Origin of the sequence: Streptomyces sp. NBC_01618 (genome assembly GCF_045209435.1) — a bacterium.
In the GTDB taxonomy this organism is placed as follows: Bacteria; Actinomycetota; Actinomycetes; order Streptomycetales; family Streptomycetaceae; genus Streptomyces.
In genome coordinates, this window is the sequence record NZ_CP109297.1 from 6,794,441 (window position 1) to 6,810,605 (window position 16,165).

Consider the following 16,165-nt stretch of genomic DNA (forward strand, 5'->3'; position numbering starts at 1 on the left):
AGAGGTGTGCGGGCGCACCGGGGCGAGCGCGCCCAGGCCGGCGGTGAGTTTTGTCCCACACCGCCCGTACGAGCGAGGACGCAGTCCGATGTCCGAACAGACGTGGTTACGAACAGCCGAGCGGCATGTCGGGCCGCTGGCCTTGCCAACCGCCGAGTGGGTCCCTGATCGCCGCCTTGAACCTCGTCGCGCTCGTCGGCATCCTGCGGGTGTTCAGGGCGATGCGGGCCGGCCGCTTCGACGAGGCCGAACTGGAGCAGCACCTGGACTCGCGAGGGTTCATGAACCGGATCCTCGGCCGGTTCACCCGCTCCATCACCAGGCCCGGCCAGATGTATCCGCTCGGCTTCCTCTTCGGTCTCGGCTTCGACACCGCCACGGAGGTCACCCTGATGGTCCTGGCGGGCAGCGGTGCCGCGGCCGGTGTGCCCTGGTACGCGATCCTGTGCCTGCCATTGCCGGGACTCGGTCACCGGCCGGATCTCCGGCCTCGACCTGGGCAACGTCGGATACATCATCGTCGGGCTCTTCGTGCTGGTGTGGGCGGTGGCGTTGGCGTACTGGAGGATCGCGAAGGTCGAGGAACGCTGGACGGCCCGTGCCGCCGACAGCGGCTGACGCCCTCCCGCCGGGGCGAGTTCGGGGTGAGTCTCATCGACAGGACGGTCCGGGGCCGTGCGGTGAGTGCACACCACGCGGCCCCGGACCGTGGGGACACTGTTTCAAGCGGGCGGGTCAGCCCTTGCGGGTCTTGACCTCTTCGGTGAGCTGGGGCACGACCTGGAAGAGGTCGCCGACGACGCCGTAGTCGACGAGGTCGAAGATCGGGGCCTCGGCGTCCTTGTTGATCGCGACGATCGTCTTGGACGTCTGCATGCCCGCCCGGTGCTGGATCGCCCCGGAGATGCCGGACGCGATGTACAGCTGCGGCGAGACGGACTTGCCGGTCTGGCCGACCTGGCTGGAGTGCGGGTACCAGCCCGCGTCGACCGCGGCACGCGAGGCGCCGACCGCCGCACCGAGCGAGTCGGCCAGCGCCTCGATGACCGCGAAGTTCTCCGCGCCGTTGACACCCCGGCCACCGGAGACGACGATCGCGGCCTCGGTCAGCTCCGGCCGCCCCGTCGACTCACGCGGGGTACGGGAGACGACCTTGGTACCCGTGGCCTTCTCGGAGAACGACACGGCCAGCGCCTCCACCACGCCCGCGGCCGGAGCGGCCTCCACCGGCGCCGAGTTCGGCTTGACCGTGATCACCGGGGTGCCCCTGGAGACCCGGGACCTGGTGGTGAACGACGCGGCGAACGCGGACTGCGTGGCGACCGGGCCCTGCTCACCGGCCTCCAGATCCACCGCGTCCGTGATGATCCCCGAACCGATACGGACCGCGAGACGGGCCGCGATCTCCTTGCCCTCCACGGACGACGGGACCAGCACCGCGACCGGCGACACCGCCTCGTACGCCGCCTGCAGCGCATCGACCTTCGGCACCACCAGGTACTCGGCGAACTCCGGCGCATCAGCCGTCAGAACCCTCACCGCACCATGCTCCGCCAGCACACCGGCCGTACCCGCGGCACCGGAACCCACCGCGAGCGCGACCGGCTCACCGACACGGCGCGCCAGCGTCAGCAGCTCCAGCGTGGGCTTGCGGACGGCACCGTCCACGTGATCGACAAAGACGAGAACTTCAGCCATGGGACTTCAATCTCCTGCGAGTTGCGAAGAAAAACGAGAACGGGAACGGAACGGGGGGACCGGGGTCAGATGAACTTCTGGCCCGCCAGGAACTCGGCCAGCCGCTTGCCGCCCTCGCCCTCGTCCTTGACGATCGTGCCCGCCGTACGGGCCGGACGCGCCGCCGCCGAATCGACCGCGGTCCAGGCACCCGCCAGACCGACCTCGTCCGCCTCGATCTCCAGATCCTCCAGATCCCAGGACTCCACCGGCTTCTTCTTCGCCGCCATGATCCCCTTGAACGACGGGTACCGCGCCTCGCCCGACTGGTCCGTCACCGACACCACCGCCGGGAGAGAAGCCTCCAGCTGCTCGGACGCCGTGTCACCGTCACGACGCCCCCTGACGACCCCGTCCGCCACGGAAACCTCGGACAGCAGCGTGACCTGCGGAACACCCAGACGCTCCGCCAGCAGCGCCGGAACCACACCCATCGTGCCGTCTGTGGACGCCATACCGGCGATGACCAGGTCATAACCGGCCTTCTCGATCGCCTTCGCCAGCACCAGCGACGTACCCATCACGTCCGAGCCGTGCAGATCGTCGTCCTCGACATGAACAGCCTTGTCCGCACCCATCGACAACGCCTTGCGCAACGCGTCCTTGGCATCCTCCGGACCCACCGTCAGCACAGTGATCTCCGCATCGGCCGCCTCGTCCGCGATCTGCAGCGCCTGCTCCACCGCGTACTCGTCGAGCTCCGACAGCAGACCATCGACATCCTCACGGTCCAGCGTCAGGTCATCGGCGAAATGCCGGTCCCCGGTGGCGTCGGGCACGTACTTCACACAGACAACGATCCTCAAGCTCACGCCGGCTCTCCTACCTGGGTATGGTTCGCAGGGATGACGATATGGCACTCAGTACCCTCTGTAAAGGAACCTAGTGCCAGAAGAGGCTCTCCGGTGCTACGTTCCCCGCATGACTGACGCACGCAGACCGGCGAAGAAGGCCCCCATGCGGGAGGTGCTCGCCCAAGCGGCCTTCCAGCTCTTCCTGGAGCGGGGCTTCGAGCAGACCACGGTGGACGACATCGTGGCGCGGGCCGGGGTCGGGCGCCGGTCGTTCTTCCGGTACTTCCCGTCCAAGGACGACGCGGTCTTCCCGGACCACGAACGCTGCCTCGCCGACATGACCGCCTTCCTGGCGGCGGTCGGTGACGCGGAGCCGGTCGACGCGGTGTGCGACGCGGCCCGGCTCGTCCTGCGGATGTACTCCGCCAACCCCGAATTCTCCGTCCAGCGCTACCGGCTCACCCGGGAGGTGCCCGGGCTGCGCACCTACGAACTGTCCGTGGTGCGCCGGTACGAGCAGACGCTGGCCGGCTATCTCCGGGACCGGTACGGCGAGTCGGGGGACGGCGCGCTGCGGGCCGAGGTGATCGCCGCGTCCGTCGTCGCCGCGCACAACAACGGGCTGCGGACCTGGCTGCGTTCGGGCGGACACGGGGACGCGGAGGCCGCGGTGGATCACGCCCTCGGGCTGGTGCGCCAGGTGTGGGGGAGCGCGACGGCCGGGGGCGCGTCCACGCCCTCGCCCGACGGCGATGTGGTCGTCATGGTCGCGGCGAAGGGTGCTCCGATGTGGCGCGTCGTGCAGCAGATCGAGTCGGCCATCGGGCAGGACTGACACCGGACCGCACCGCCTAAAGGCACTGAGTGCCTTTACGTTTCGGCACTCAGTGTCCTATGGTGCGGACGCGTCGACGCGCAGGCGCGGCGCATCCGAGCCGAGCGCAGGGGGTCGAACATGTCCCAGTCATCAAGTGGCACCGTGCAGACGGTGCATGAGGAAGCCGGCCTGCACTACCACCGGTGCCGTTGGTGTGGCACGGCCTCCTTCCGGAGGCTGCTGTGTCCGGTGTGCGCATCGAGTGATCTGAAGCCCGAACACAGCGCCGGGCTGGGCGTCGTGGTGAGGTCCGGGGTCGTGCACCGCTACACGGAAGCGGCGCGCAATGAGTCCCTCGTCCGGCTCCCCGAGGGCTTCGTGTTCCGCTGCCGCGTCGTCGGCGCCGCGCCGCACCTGGTGTCGGCCGGCGCCCGGGTCCGCCCGGTCGCCGGTGGCGATCCGGATGCGGGCGAGGTGGTCTTCGAGCTCTGTGAACCACCCGCGCGTGAGGAGTGGTTCTGATCGTCCTCGTGGTTCTTTCCGGCCCCGGTCGTGATGGCGCCGCACCGGACGGGGCTCCGGTGCGGCGCCCACGCTCGGCCCCGGGCTACTTCAGCGTGTAGGCCTGGTCGAGGGTTTCGACGGTGCGGCTGCCCGCGTTGTCCCAGAGTTCGGCCTTGACGGCCACGTATCCATTGGTTTCGGAGAGCTTCGGCTGCCGGTAGGAGACTCCGAAGGAGTCCGCGTCCGCACGCTCGACCGTGGCCGGGCGCCAGGTCTTGCCACCGTCGTAGCTCACCGAGACCTTCGCCCCGGCGACCTTCGTCAGATCCCCGGTGGTGAGCCCGCCGAAGAGGGCGTACGTCCCCTGGGGAACGCGCAGCTCGAGGCTGCCGAGGCCGCTCGTCTGGAAGGTCTGGTAGTAGTCGTTGTCGAGGCCCATGGCGACGACGAGGCCCCGGTCGGGGGCGCTGCCCTCGCGGTTTGTATGGCAGGTGCAGGGTGATGCGTCGCGCTGAGCGGGCGATCCGGGCCGGAACGTGGACCAGGTGGCTGCGGAGGGGGCACTCGACAGCGGCAGGCGGCACTGGTGGTCAATCCCGGACGGGCCCTCGGATGGCCGGGAGTTCTTCTGCATTCCCATGGTGCGGAGTCAGGTGCCTGATCACCGACGCCACGGGAAAGACTCCCCAAGCGCACCCGTCATTCCACCGCCCGGCGAAGCCGTCCCCCTCTTGAAGCAACTCCTGTAACTTCAGGGGAGTTTGACGGTCGTGCGGTGTATTCCAGGTCGGTGCCGGTCAGGAGTGGTCACGGTGAGTCTCATAGAACAGGGACAGCCCCTCCTCGACGCCTTGCGGCCCCAGGACCGGGTGGCCCTGCTGGCGCTGGGTGTCCCGCGCCGCTACGGTGCCGGCGAGGTGATCCTCTCCGAGCAGGCCACTACCTCGTACGTCGTCGCGATTCTCAGCGGCTTGGCCGTGGTCTTCGTGGAGACCGGGCGCGGCAACCGGGTCATCCTCGCGCTGCGCGGCGCGGGTGAACTGGTCGGCGAGCAGTCGGCGATGGACCGCCGGCCGCGCAGCGCCACGGTGACCGCGCTGGGCCGGATGGACGCCGTGGTGATTCCCGGCGACCGGTTCCGCGGGTTCCTCGCCGGCAATCCCGCGGCCGGTGCCCTGGTGCTCCGGCAGCTCAGCTCCCGGCTGCGCAGCGCCGACGGTGAACGCCGCTCGCTTGCCTCGGAGAAGGTGCTGCAGCGGCTCGCGGCGCGCCTGTTCGAACTCGCTCACCGGACCGGGCATCCCAACCCCGACGGCAGCGTCACCATCGACCTCGCGCTGCCCCAGCACGATCTCGCGGCCTCCGTCGGTGCCACCCGCGAGGCGGTCGCCAAGGCGCTGCGCGTCCTGCGGGAGCGCGGCATCGTGCGCACCGCCGCCCGGCGTCTGGTCGTCATGGACGTCGAACCGCTGCGGCTGCTGGCCGGGGACGGTGCCCCGCCGGGAGGCCCCGCCGTGTGAACAGGCCCTGCACCGCGGCTTGTGTAAACGGCTACATACACCGCAGCCGCCCGGGGCCATCCTGTCCGTGCCGGAACGTCGTCGAGGGGGAGCGAAGTGAACGGTCACGAGGCGGTCCACCGGCTGGTGGTCAGCGCCGATCTCAAAGGCTCCGGGAGCCTGGGGCAGCAGGCCAGACTCCGGGCGCGCCGGGGGATGTACGAGGTCTTCGAGGCCGCCTTCGACGCGGTCGGGGCGAGCGGCAACCTGCTGCACCTGGAGGACCGCGGCGACGGAGTGCTGGCCGCGCTGGCACCCCAGGTACCGCCGTCACTCCTGGTCGGGATCTGGCTCGAAGAGGTCTACCAGGGGCTGCGCGAGCACAACGCGGGCGAGCGAGACCCGCTGCGGCTGCGGATCGCGATGCACGGCGGCCCCGTCAGCCACGACGGTCGGGGGCTGGTGGGCCGGGCCGTGGACCTGACCTGCCGGCTGTGCGACAGCGAACCCGCCCGCGCGGTCCTGGACGCCGACGACGGTATCGACCTGGTCTTCGTGGTCTCCGACAGCCTTTACCACTCGGTCGTCGCCGACGGCGGCCGGTTCGTGGAGCCCGAGCACTACCGGCCGCACCGGGTGCGGAGCAAGGAGACCGACGAGACAGCCTGGTTCCATGTGCCGCGCCGCAGCCGACCGCCGCTGCCCGAGCCCGAGCAGGCCGAGGCGCCGCAGGGCCCCGGCCGGCGCGATGTCCCGGCCGCTGCGGGGCGGCCCGGCGCGGACTCCGGTCCGCAGCGGCCGACGAAGTACTCGATCACCGTCAACGGAGGAACCAACCAGGTCGTGGACGGAGCAGAGGTGCACGGCGACATCAACGGCGTGCGGGTGACACGGGAGGACGACAGCGTGGACGGGGGTGAGCGGGCGTGAGCGGCGACAGTGGCGGCAAGAGTCCGCAGAGTGGCGGCGCCGGAGGCGGCAGGGGCCCCAAGGGCGGCGGTGGCGGCGGGGGAAAGGGCGCGGGCGGCAAGGCCGGTGGCGGCGCGCCCGGCCGCGGGGACGGCCCCGCGGCCGGCACCGGTCGGGGCGCACAGTCCGACGACGGCCGCAAGTCCGGTGCGCAACGCGGCGGTCCGCTCGGAGACCATGCGGAAGTCGGCGCCTTCGACGCCATACGGCATACGCTCGCCAACTTCGTCGATGTGCACGGGCGCAACGCGATCGTCGACGGCAGCCACGGTGATGTGAATCTGGGCGACCACCATCACCACTATGGAGCCCAGGACGGCGCCCCCCGCCTGGTGTCCGGTGCCGTGCACCGGGACGAGCTGCGGCGGCTGCGCCTGGTCTTCGAGGAGCCGCCCGACCATGCGGAACTACTCGAACTCCTCAAGCAGCAGCGGCTGATCGCGTTGTGCGGCGACCCGGGAAGCGGGCGCAAATACGCGGCGCTGTCCCTGCTCGACGCGGTCACCCACGGTCGTGTCGAGCGGATGGACCCGCGCACCGAACTGGACCGGATCACCGAGTCCGACCTGGAGGCGGAGCACGGCTACCACGTGGCGATCAGCGGCGACGAGCTGTTCGCCCCCGCCCACCGCCCGAAGCACGACAGACGCGAGGAGGAGCGGCGGCGCCACACCGAGCGTCCCGCCGAGCTGCACCTGGACCGGCTCAGCGACCTGCTGAAGCGACGCGGTGCCTACGCCGTCCTCGTCATCGACGCGGGCAGCTTCGCCGACGAACTGCTGCGCGGCCGCTACGGCCGGCTGTTCCGACCGCCGTCCGCCGACGGGATGCTGCGCAAGCATCTCGTGTCCCTGCTGGGCCACGCCGACGAGGAGGGGCTGGAGCAGGCGCTTGCACTGTCCCGGCGGCAGGACGTGGTGGACGCGACGGGCCTCGACCGGCTGCGACCGCACGAGGTCGAGACGCTGGCCCGGCTGTTGGTCGCGCACCTGAGCGGCGAGACCTCCGAGGGCGAACTCCTCGCCGCCCTGCGCTCTTTCTCGAGGCAGCAGGCGCGGATGTGGTTCGCCGCCACCGGACGGACCGACCCGCGCAACCGGGACGCCGTGGCGGCGGCGACACGGCAGTCGGCCTTCCGCACTGCACTGGCCGTCTACAACGGCGCCCCCTACAGCGTGGCCGCCGAGGCGGCAGAGCAACTGTCCTGGGAGCTCGCGCTGACCCTGGACCCCGAACACCAGCCCGGACGCGCCGTCTTCCACGACCACCGCCAGTCCCGACTGGCGGCCGCACGGGCCGAAATCGTCACCGGCACGGTCACGTACGACGACCGCCGGCTCGAGACCCGCAGCGTACGGCTACAGGGACGGGCCCTGTCCTGGGCCGTGCTGTCCCATGTCTGGGACGAGTACCACAACGCCCGTGGACCGATGTGCCGTTGGCTGCGCACCCTGTGCGACGACTCCCGCCCCATGGTGTGGATCCCGGCCGCCATCACGGCCGGAACGCTGTGCACTCTCGACTACCCCTACGTACGGCACAACGTTCTGTTCCCGATGGCGTCCGCCGACTCCTTCTCCCAGCGCATGGCGGCCGCCACGGCACTCGCCCAGGCGGCGGCCCTCGACGACTCGGTCCGGCGCGTCGTACGGGAGGAGGTGCGGACCTGGGCGCGGTACGACGACGACGTGGCGCGCCTCAGCACGGCGGCCTTGGTCCACGGATACGGCACCGTCGAGCCGTCGGTCTCCGCCTCGCTGGACGAGCTGGGCCTACTGGTCGGCCGGGAGGACTGGGACCTGCTCGACAACGCCTCGCACAGCGTGGCGCGGCTGGCGGCCGGGACCGAGCCGGGCACGGTGCTGCGGCGTCTTGGCGCCTGGCTGGGCGACCGTCGCCAGAACCGCCGCGACTTGGCCCTGTGCACCGTGGACCGGCTGGTCTGGCAGCGCCCCTCGCGTCTGTGGGGACTGGGGAACGTCCCCGAGCTCGAGAGCCACCTCAACTGGCCGCTGATCGCGGCCCTGCTCGCGGCGCGCATCAACGATGCACGCATGGTGGCCGACCTGGTGTGGTGCGGGCTGGACACCGCGCGGTGGCGTGCGGAGCTCGAGGCGTCCCTCGCCGAGTGGATGCGCCGGGCGGACGACAATGCCGAACTGCTGGACACCCTGTGCCACTTCCTGCCCCGGCTGGTGAGCAGCGCAGGGGACGCGGAGCGGCTGCTGAACGTCGTGCGTCGTATGGAACGCGACCCTGACGAAGCTCTGACGCAGGCGACCGTACGTCGGCTGCGTGCAGCGATACCCGGGCAGCCGCCCGGCGATGTGACCGTGATCAGGCAGCCGGATCCGTCCGGCCGGAGCGCAGAGAAGGCAGAGTGAGATGAACGCCCAGAACCCGATGCACGTCGCCCCGCCGACTCCGACGGCCGCGCCCCAGGTCGCTGCTCCGGCCTCTCTCGTCGCCGCTGCGGCACGGCCCGTCGCATCGGCCGACGCGTCGGCGACACCCGCCTGGACACTGCGGTCTTCGACGAAGCCCGCCGAACTTCCCGCCGCGTCACAGGAGTTGGCGGGGCCGTTCCTGCGGGAGTACCGACCGGTCTGGCCGTACCGGCACCGCAGCGCCCAGGTCGTGGCTGTCCTCTACTACCGCAACCGCCCCCCCCGGGCCGTGGGCCCCGAGGGCGAGGAGGGCTTCCTGCTGCGCTGGCTCACCCGGCCCTACACCGCCTTCGAGCTGCAACTCGGCTGGCACACCGTGTCGTTCAAGGCCCAGCTGCCGGCGGCCGAGGCCGGCCGGTCCTTCCCCGCCGAGGTGCGCGTCCGCTGGCAGGTGGACGACCCCTGCCTGGTGGCGAGAAGCCAGGTCTCCGATGTCGCCACGCTGCTCTTGCCGGAACTGGAGCAGCGGCTGCGCGACGTCTCCCGCACGTTCTCCATCCGCCACGCCGAGAGGGTCCGCGACGCCGTGCACGAGGCGCTCAGCGGGCAGCGGCTCGGCGGGCGGTTCGGCCTGGAGCTGGACGTTTTCGTCACGATCTCCTCGGACCAGCTGATCCAGGACCACGGCGAGAGCCTGGGCCGGGACGAGAGCAAGAGGGAACTCATCGAAGGCTGGGCCCGCGACTTCCAGCGTGCGCTGGAGGCCGACGACGACGCCATGATGGCGCGGATGATCGCGGGTAATCCGAAGGATCAGCAGGCGATCCGCCAGATGTTCCGCAAGGAGCAGCGGGATGAGCGCCAGGACGTGATGGAGGTGATGTCCCGGCTGATCGACGGCGGGCTGCTGGAACGCTGGGAACTGGGCGAACAGGCCATGGTGGTCGTGGAGTTCCTTCGCCAGAACGCACGCCGGGTGGCCTCCGACCCGATGCCCCTGACACAGGGCGCGCAGTCCCGGCGCAGTGTTTTCTGGGAGGAGGTCGGCGGGTCCGGCAAGGAGGTCGGCGGGTCCGAAAGCGGCTCGGCCGTCTCCGCCGACGGCTCGGGCGACCGGGGGGACGAGGGCGATGGCGATCGCGGATAATACATCGCACCGGCAGCCCGGCGGTCCCGGCACCGCGCAGGCATCGCTGTCCGAGCCAGGCCCCCGGCTCGTCGCGGAGCGGCTGCTCGGCACGGTTCGCGAGGAGATCGCGCGGGCCGACACGAAGGCCTCGATCCTGCTGTCGGGTGCCGTCGCCATGCCCGCCCTCGTCGTCTCGGTCGGGCATGGGCGGCTGGTCTCCGGCCTGGTCGCAACGGTCGGTGTCGCGACGTGGCTGGCCGGGATCGCGATGCTGATCCTGGTGATCCTGCCGCGCACCGGGACGACCAGGCGTCGGCGGTCCGGCGGCGCCTGGTCCCCCCTGACGGTGACCGCACTCGACGGCGCCGCGGGCCCCGACCAGCTGACGGCGTCGGTCCTTGCCGCAGGGCGCGACCCCGGCCGCTGGATGTTGGAGCAGTCCTGCGCCCTCGGGCTCATCCTCGCGGCCAAGTACCGCTGGATGCGGTGGGCAGTGGCGTGTCTGGCGGCGGGCGGTGCGGCGGTACTGACGGCGGCACTGCGGTGAGTGCCAGCATCGCAGTGGATCACGTGTCTACAGCCAGTCCTGCCGCTTGAAGATCACATATCGACTGACGCAGACGACCCTCATCAGACCGAGCGCAGTTGGAATCCACGGCGTCCCCTGGCTCTTCAGCCACCGGTCCGCAAGCCGGGGTCCGCCGCCCGCACAAAGGGCGGCGGCAAAGGGCGGCGGCCCCCCTGCGCCGCCCAGGAGCCGCTAATTGGGAGATTCTGACGGGAATCTTGACGATCCCAAGCGGAACGGCGTGGAGCGAGTGCGGTGGCGGCCCGGTGGCAGGGCCGAACTCTCCAGATTGTCCTCAGGCCCGATCGTGAGCCGTGATCGGTCCGCTTGACACGTACGAATGGCAAGGTGACGCGCGATGTTCACGACCCGACCGACCCTCCAGGGCACCTTCGGCATGGCGTCCTCCACCCACTGGATCGCCTCGCAGTCCGCGATGGCCGTGCTGGAGGACGGCGGCAACGCCTACGACGCCGCTGTCGCCGCCGGATTCGTCCTGCATGTCATCGAACCGCACCTCAACGGCCCGGCCGGAGAGGTGCCGATGATCCTGGGGCCGAAGGACGGCGAGGTCCAGGTGCTCTGCGGCCAGGGCCCGGCCCCCGCGGGTGCCTCCGTCGCCCACTAACGTTCCCTCGGCCTCGACCTGGTCCCCGGCACCGGACCCCTCGCCGCGGCCGTGCCGGGTGCCTTCGACGCCTGGATGCTGCTGCTGCGCGACCACGGCACCAAGACCGTCGCCGAGGTGCTGCGGTACGCGATCGGGTACGCCGAGGACGGCCACGCGCCCGTCGAACGGGTCGGCCAGACCGTCGAGACCGTCCGGGAATTCTTTGAGACCGAGTGGCGGTCCTCCGCCGACGTCTACCTGCCCGGCGGCAGGTCTCCGCAGCCGGGCGAGCTGTTCCGCAACCCCGCCACCTGGCGCCGGCTGATCGCCGAGGCGGCGCAGACCGGCGGCGAGGACCGCATCGCCCAGATCGACGCCGCACGGCAGATCTGGAGCAAGGGCTTCATCGCCGAGGCCCTCGTCCGCCAGGCCGCCCGCCCCACCATGGATACCAGCGGCTGCCGCCACACCGGCACGCTCACCGCCGCCGACCTGGCCGGCTGGTCCGCGTCCTACGAGGCGCCCGCCACCTACGACTGGAACGGCTGGACGCTCGCCAAGGCGGCGGGCTGGAGCCAGGGCCCGGTCTTCCTCCAGCAACTCGCTCTGCTCCCCGCTGAGCTGCCGCGGTACGGCTCTGCGGACTACGTCCACCTGCTCATCGAGGGCTGCAAGCTCGCCATGGCCGACCGCGAGGCCTGGTACGGCGACGCCGCCGACGTACCCCTCGGCACGCTGCTCTCGGAGCCGTACAACGCCGAGCGCCGCGCCCTCGTCACCGGCAAGGCCTCGTACGAGCTGCGGCCCGGCAGCCCGGACGGCCGCACCCCCGTCCTCAGCGGACACGCCCACGCCGTCGCCTCCGGCGCGGCCGGCTTCGACCCCCTGGGCATCCCGACGGCGGGCGTCGGCGAACCGACGGTCGCGAAGGACGGCGCCGCTCTCGACGCCGCCGAACCGACCGTCTCCAAGGGCGGCGCGACCCGGGGCGACACCTGTCACATCGACGTGGTCGACCGCTGGGGCAACATGATCTCCGCCACGCCCAGCGGTGGCTGGCTGCAGTCCAACCCGGTCGTGCCGGAGCTCGGCTTCCCGCTGGGCACCCGGCTCCAGATGGCCTGGCTCGACGAGGGCCTGCCGAACTCCCTCACCCCCGGCCGCCGCCCCCGCACCACCCTGACCCCGTCCCTCGCCATGCGCGACGGCGTCCCCGTCATGGCGTTCGGCACGCCCGGCGGCGACCAGCAGGACCAGTGGCAGGTCCACTTCTTCCTGGCGGTCGCCCTGCGCGCCGAGGTCCGCGGCGGCCTCGACCTCCAGGGTGCCATCGACGCCCCGAACTGGCACAACGACAGCTTCCCCGGCTCCTTCTTCCCGCGCGGGATGCGCCCCGGCTGCGTCACCGTCGAGGCGGGCATGGACCCGGAGGTCGTCGAGGAGCTGCGCCGCCGCGGCCATGACGTCACCGTCGGCGCCCCGTGGTCCGAGGGGCGGCTGTGTGCCGTGGCCCGCGCCCCGGAGACCGGAGTGCTCTCCGCTGCGGCGAACCCGCGCGGCATGCAGGGGTACGCCGTCGGACGCTTACCGGCCACCTCCCCGTCAGGCAGGGATACGCCGTCGGACGCCGACTGGCCACCTCCCCGCCATGACCAGGTCGTCGGCTCCCCGGCGGGCCGTGATTGGCTGGGGGCATGATTGATGAATTCCTTGACCGGGACCTGACCGAGGTCGAGGCGGCGATCCGCGCAGCGGCCGCCGCCGAGATCATGCCCCGTTACCGCCGGCTCGCCGCGCACGAGATCGTCGAGAAGAGCGGCCCGCACGACCTCGTCACCACCGCCGACCGCCTTGCCGAGGAACACCTCACCGCCGCCCTGTCCCGGCTCCTGCCCGGCTCGGTGGTCGTGGGCGAGGAGGCGGTCCACGCCGATCCGAAGGTGTACGACGCCCTGGGCGGCGACGCGCCGGTGTGGATCGTCGACCCGGTCGACGGCACCCGCCAGTTCGCCCGCGGCGAACCGGGCTTCTGCACCCTGGTCGCCCTCGCCCGCCACGGTGAACTCCTCGCCTCGTGGACGTACGCCGCCGCTCTGGACGAGATGGCGATCGCGGTCCGCGGCCGTGGCGCCACGCTCGACGGCAAGCCGATACGTTCCGGCTCGCCCGCGCCCGGCGCCGTGCTGAAGGTGGCGATGTCGCACCCCGACTACACCACCGATGCGCAGAAGCGCGCGCTGCTCGGCCTGCGCACCGACGGCATCGACGCCCGCCCCTGTGGTTCGGCGGGCCTCGAATACCTCGCCGTCGCGCGCGGCGACCAGGACGCGGTCGCCTTCAGCTGGGAGTACGCCTGGGACCACGCGGCAGGGCTGCTCCTGGTCACCGAGGCCGGCGGCGCGCAGGCCACGCTCTTTGGCGCCCCGTTCCGCATCACCGGCGGCAACGCCCTCCCGTTCACGGCGGCCCGCGACGAGGCGACCGTCGAACGCGTCCTTCAGGCGCTGCGCGACGGCGCCTGACCGCGCCGCTCACGCCACGCCGCTGCCGTGCCCGACCACGCATTGCAGTCGGGCGATCACGGCCGGCCCCCGCCCTGAGCGGTGCCCGTGGCGAGTGCCGACCGTACGTCCCGTACCAGCTCAGCGGCCCGCTCCACCGCCGCCGCGTCCAGCCCCCGCAGCGCCTCGTCGATCCGTCCGGCGAAGTTCACGGGCGTGTCCGGCAGGGCGGCCGCCGCGGCCGACGCCCCCTTCTCGTTGAGACACCAGGTGCGGTGGTGGGCGTGGAGGGACTGCGTGAGGATGCCGAACGCCCGCGACAGGCACAGGGCGACATGGAGCGTGTCACCAGTGGGGGCCGACTTGCGGGCGGCGGCCACCGAGAAGTCGGCTTCCCACGCGGCTGCGACGAGCGCGGTGCGCAGCGGCTCCGGATAGGTACGGGTCTCTCGCTGAAGCACCGTCAGTTCACCGTGTGGGTCGGCGAGTACGCGGCCGAGCGCGACCTCCCCGGGATACGCGGGTGACCAGAACCCGAGCGGATGCCCCGGCTGCACGCCCACTTCGTAGCGCCCCTCGCGGCAGTCCGCCCAGACCGCCTCGACCCGGTCCAGATCGCGCAGGATCCAGTCCACCGGGACGCCGTCCACCCGCAGCCACGCCCCGCCGTCGACCCATGGACCCCAGCCGCCGGGACCCGCCACCTCGGCCGGGGAGCCCTGCACCTCGGACGCCAGCGCGGTCAGCGCGGCCAGGTCGGGGGTGCCGCGGTAGTACAGGCCCAGATCCCAGTCGGAGTCCGGGCGGTGGGTGCTACGGGCCCGGCTGCCGCCCAGCACGACGGCCCGGATGCCGGGCAGCGTGCCGAGCCGGGAGGCCATGTCCGCGATACGGGCGGGAACGCCCGCGTCGGCGCCCGTCGCGGGCGCGGCCGGGGAGTTCGGTGTGATCACGGGGGGTGACCCTACCCGCGACCGCAGTGTCGGTGCCTCGGAATATCCTGGGTGTCCTGGCCGTCGGCTGACGAAGGAGTCCGAAGGTGCCGTCGATGCTTGATGCTGTCATCGTGGGGGCGGGGCCCAACGGACTGACCGCCGCGGCCGAACTGGCCCGCCGCGGCTTCGCCGTGGAGGTCTTCGAGGCGGGCGACACCGTCGGAGGCGGTGCCCGTACCGAAGAGCTCACCCTTCCCGGCTTCCGCCACGACCCCTGTTCCGCCGTCCACCCGCTGGGCATCGGCTCGCCCGCGTTCGCCAGGATGCCGCTCGACCAGCACGGCCTGGAGTGGCTCCAGCCCGAGCTGGCGCTCGCCCACCCGTTCCCGGACGGATCGGCCGCCGTGCTCACCGGTTCGGTGGGGGAGAGCGCCATGTCGCTGGGCGCCCGGGACGCAGGGGCGTACCGCAGGCTCGTCGCCCCGTTCCTCGGCCACTGGGACACCCTCGCCGAGGACTTTCTCCGCACCCCGTGGGACGGGCTGCCCCGCGACCCGTACCGCTGGGTGCGCTTCGGACTGGACGCGCTCCAGCCCGCGACGCTGCTCTCCCGCCGCTTCCACGGCGCGAAGGCGCGCGGTCTGATCGCCGGGCTCGCCGCCCACGCCATAGCCCCCGTCAGCGGCGTGGCCACCGGTGGAATCGCCCTGCTCTTCGCCCTCGCCGCGCACGAGAAGGGCTGGCCGGTGCCGCGCGGCGGCTCGCAGGCCATCTCCGACGCCCTCGCCTCGTACATACGGGAACAGGGCGGCACGATCCGTACCGGTACGGAGGTCAAGCGCCTCGACGAACTCCCGCCCGCCCGCGCCTACGTCTTCGACACCTCGCCGACCGCCCTCGCCCGCATCGCGGGGCTGGGTCACGCGTACCGCGGCTATCGGTACGGAGCGTCCTGCTTCAAGATCGATTACGCGCTCTCGGGCCCCGTCCCCTGGACCGCGAAGGAGGCCCGCAGGGCCGGAACGGTCCACATCGGCCCCACGGCCGGCGAGATCGACGCCGCGCTGAGCGCCGCGGTGGCGGGCCGCGACCCGAGCGTGCCGTTCCTGATCACCGCGCAGCCCAGCCTGATCGATCCGTCGCGCGCACCCGAGGGCCGGCACGTCTTCTGGGCGTACGGACACGTCCCGGCGGGCTGGGAGGGCGACGCCACCGACGTCATCGAACGGCAGCTGGAGCGCTTCGCTCCCGGCTTCCGTGACCTGGTGCTCGCCCGAGCGGTCGCCGGGCCGCCCCAACTCGCGGCACGCAACGCCAATTACGTCGGCGGCGACATCGCGTGCGGCGCGTTCTCCGGCCTCCAGACGGTGATCCGGCCCAAGCTCGCACGCGTGCCGTACGCGACGGCGCATCCGGCGGTGTTCCTGTGCTCCTCCGCCACCCCGCCGGGACCGGGCGTGCACGGCATGTCCGGCCACCACGCGGCGAAGGCGGTCTGGCGGCGGCTGCGGTCGGCCTGAGCGGCGCGGCTCTCAGGGAGCGCACAGGGCCCGGGCGGAACTCCGCGGCGCCTTGGTGTCCGACGGCACAGGCGGCCAAGCACGATCGAGGGAGACTGACGGCTGTCCTGCACATCATCTCTGGGCCGGTGTGGACGTTGAACTGACGCCGGCCGTCCACCGCGGTGACCGCTACCACCTCCGGGCCTCCATCAC

13 protein-coding genes and 2 pseudogenes are annotated in these 16,165 nt (G+C 71.8%); 11 read left to right on the top strand and 4 right to left on the bottom strand.

Features of this window, described 5'->3' with window-relative positions; all coding sequences use genetic code 11:
- Nucleotides 1-164: 164 nt before the first annotated feature.
- Nucleotides 165-618 (top strand): annotated as a pseudogene (locus OH735_RS31575) (HoxN/HupN/NixA family nickel/cobalt transporter); the annotation flags it as partial.
- Nucleotides 619-735: 117 nt separating this feature from the next.
- Here OH735_RS31575 and OH735_RS31580 read toward each other — a convergent pair.
- Both OH735_RS31580 and OH735_RS31585 read right to left on the bottom strand, forming a co-directional pair.
- Nucleotides 736-1,698, bottom strand: a complete 963-nt coding sequence (locus tag OH735_RS31580; protein ID WP_406385073.1) for an electron transfer flavoprotein subunit alpha/FixB family protein — start codon at nt 1,696-1,698, stop codon at nt 736-738.
- Between the two features lie 65 nt (nt 1,699-1,763).
- Nucleotides 1,764-2,549 (bottom strand): electron transfer flavoprotein subunit beta/FixA family protein, encoded by a 786-nt coding sequence (locus OH735_RS31585; RefSeq protein WP_406385074.1) that lies wholly within the window; start codon nt 2,547-2,549, stop codon nt 1,764-1,766.
- Nucleotides 2,550-2,694: 145 nt separating this feature from the next.
- On the opposite strand from OH735_RS31585, the gene OH735_RS31590 reads away from it, so the two are divergent.
- Together OH735_RS31590 and OH735_RS31595 are read left to right on the top strand one after the other, a co-directional pair.
- Nucleotides 2,695-3,366, top strand: coding sequence for a TetR family transcriptional regulator (locus OH735_RS31590; RefSeq protein ID WP_406386838.1), 672 nt, complete (start codon nt 2,695-2,697; stop codon nt 3,364-3,366).
- Nucleotides 3,367-3,486: 120 nt separating this feature from the next.
- Nucleotides 3,487-3,870, top strand: coding sequence for a Zn-ribbon domain-containing OB-fold protein (locus OH735_RS31595; RefSeq protein ID WP_406385075.1), 384 nt, complete (start codon nt 3,487-3,489; stop codon nt 3,868-3,870).
- Between the two features lie 85 nt (nt 3,871-3,955).
- Here the strand turns inward: OH735_RS31595 and OH735_RS31600 are convergent, their stop codons facing one another.
- Complete coding sequence (locus OH735_RS31600) at nt 3,956-4,486, bottom strand: hypothetical protein (protein WP_406385076.1); 531 nt, start codon at nt 4,484-4,486, stop codon at nt 3,956-3,958.
- A gap of 178 nt (nt 4,487-4,664) precedes the next feature.
- Between OH735_RS31600 and OH735_RS31605 the strand changes: the two genes are divergently transcribed.
- From OH735_RS31605 to OH735_RS31635, 7 genes and pseudogenes are all read left to right on the top strand, one after another.
- Complete coding sequence (locus OH735_RS31605; RefSeq protein WP_406385077.1) at nt 4,665-5,372, top strand: Crp/Fnr family transcriptional regulator; 708 nt, start codon at nt 4,665-4,667, stop codon at nt 5,370-5,372.
- Between the two features lie 96 nt (nt 5,373-5,468).
- Nucleotides 5,469-6,281, top strand: a complete 813-nt coding sequence (locus OH735_RS31610) for a hypothetical protein (RefSeq protein WP_406385078.1) — start codon at nt 5,469-5,471, stop codon at nt 6,279-6,281.
- Nucleotides 6,278-8,704: a hypothetical protein gene (locus OH735_RS31615; RefSeq protein WP_406385079.1), complete on the top strand. Its 2,427-nt coding sequence runs from the start codon at nt 6,278-6,280 to the stop codon at nt 8,702-8,704. Before OH735_RS31610 ends, OH735_RS31615 begins: the two co-directional genes overlap by 4 nt.
- Before the next feature lies 1 nt (nt 8,705).
- Nucleotides 8,706-9,854 (top strand): hypothetical protein, encoded by a 1,149-nt coding sequence (locus OH735_RS31620; protein WP_406385080.1) that lies wholly within the window; start codon nt 8,706-8,708, stop codon nt 9,852-9,854.
- Entirely contained in the window at nt 9,838-10,383 is a 546-nt protein-coding gene (locus OH735_RS31625) for a Pycsar system effector family protein (protein WP_406385081.1), read from the top strand. The genes OH735_RS31620 and OH735_RS31625 overlap by 17 nt, the downstream gene beginning before the upstream one ends.
- A gap of 379 nt (nt 10,384-10,762) precedes the next feature.
- Nucleotides 10,763-12,598 (top strand): annotated as a pseudogene (locus OH735_RS31630) (gamma-glutamyltransferase family protein); the annotation flags it as partial.
- Nucleotides 12,599-12,708: 110 nt separating this feature from the next.
- The gene (locus OH735_RS31635; RefSeq protein WP_406385082.1) at nt 12,709-13,536 is read left to right on the top strand and encodes an inositol monophosphatase family protein; all 828 of its coding nucleotides are present in this window, start codon (nt 12,709-12,711) and stop codon (nt 13,534-13,536) included.
- A 56-nt stretch (nt 13,537-13,592) separates the two neighbouring features.
- On the opposite strand, the gene OH735_RS31640 is transcribed toward OH735_RS31635, so the two are convergent.
- Nucleotides 13,593-14,396 carry a DUF4037 domain-containing protein gene (locus OH735_RS31640; protein WP_406386840.1) on the bottom strand — a complete coding sequence of 268 codons (804 nt, stop codon included), beginning with the start codon at nt 14,394-14,396 and terminating at the stop codon, nt 13,593-13,595.
- A gap of 158 nt (nt 14,397-14,554) precedes the next feature.
- Between OH735_RS31640 and OH735_RS31645 the strand changes: the two genes are divergently transcribed.
- Nucleotides 14,555-15,970: a phytoene desaturase family protein gene (locus tag OH735_RS31645; RefSeq protein WP_406385083.1), complete on the top strand. Its 1,416-nt coding sequence runs from the start codon at nt 14,555-14,557 to the stop codon at nt 15,968-15,970.
- Nucleotides 15,971-16,165 lie beyond the last annotated feature (195 nt).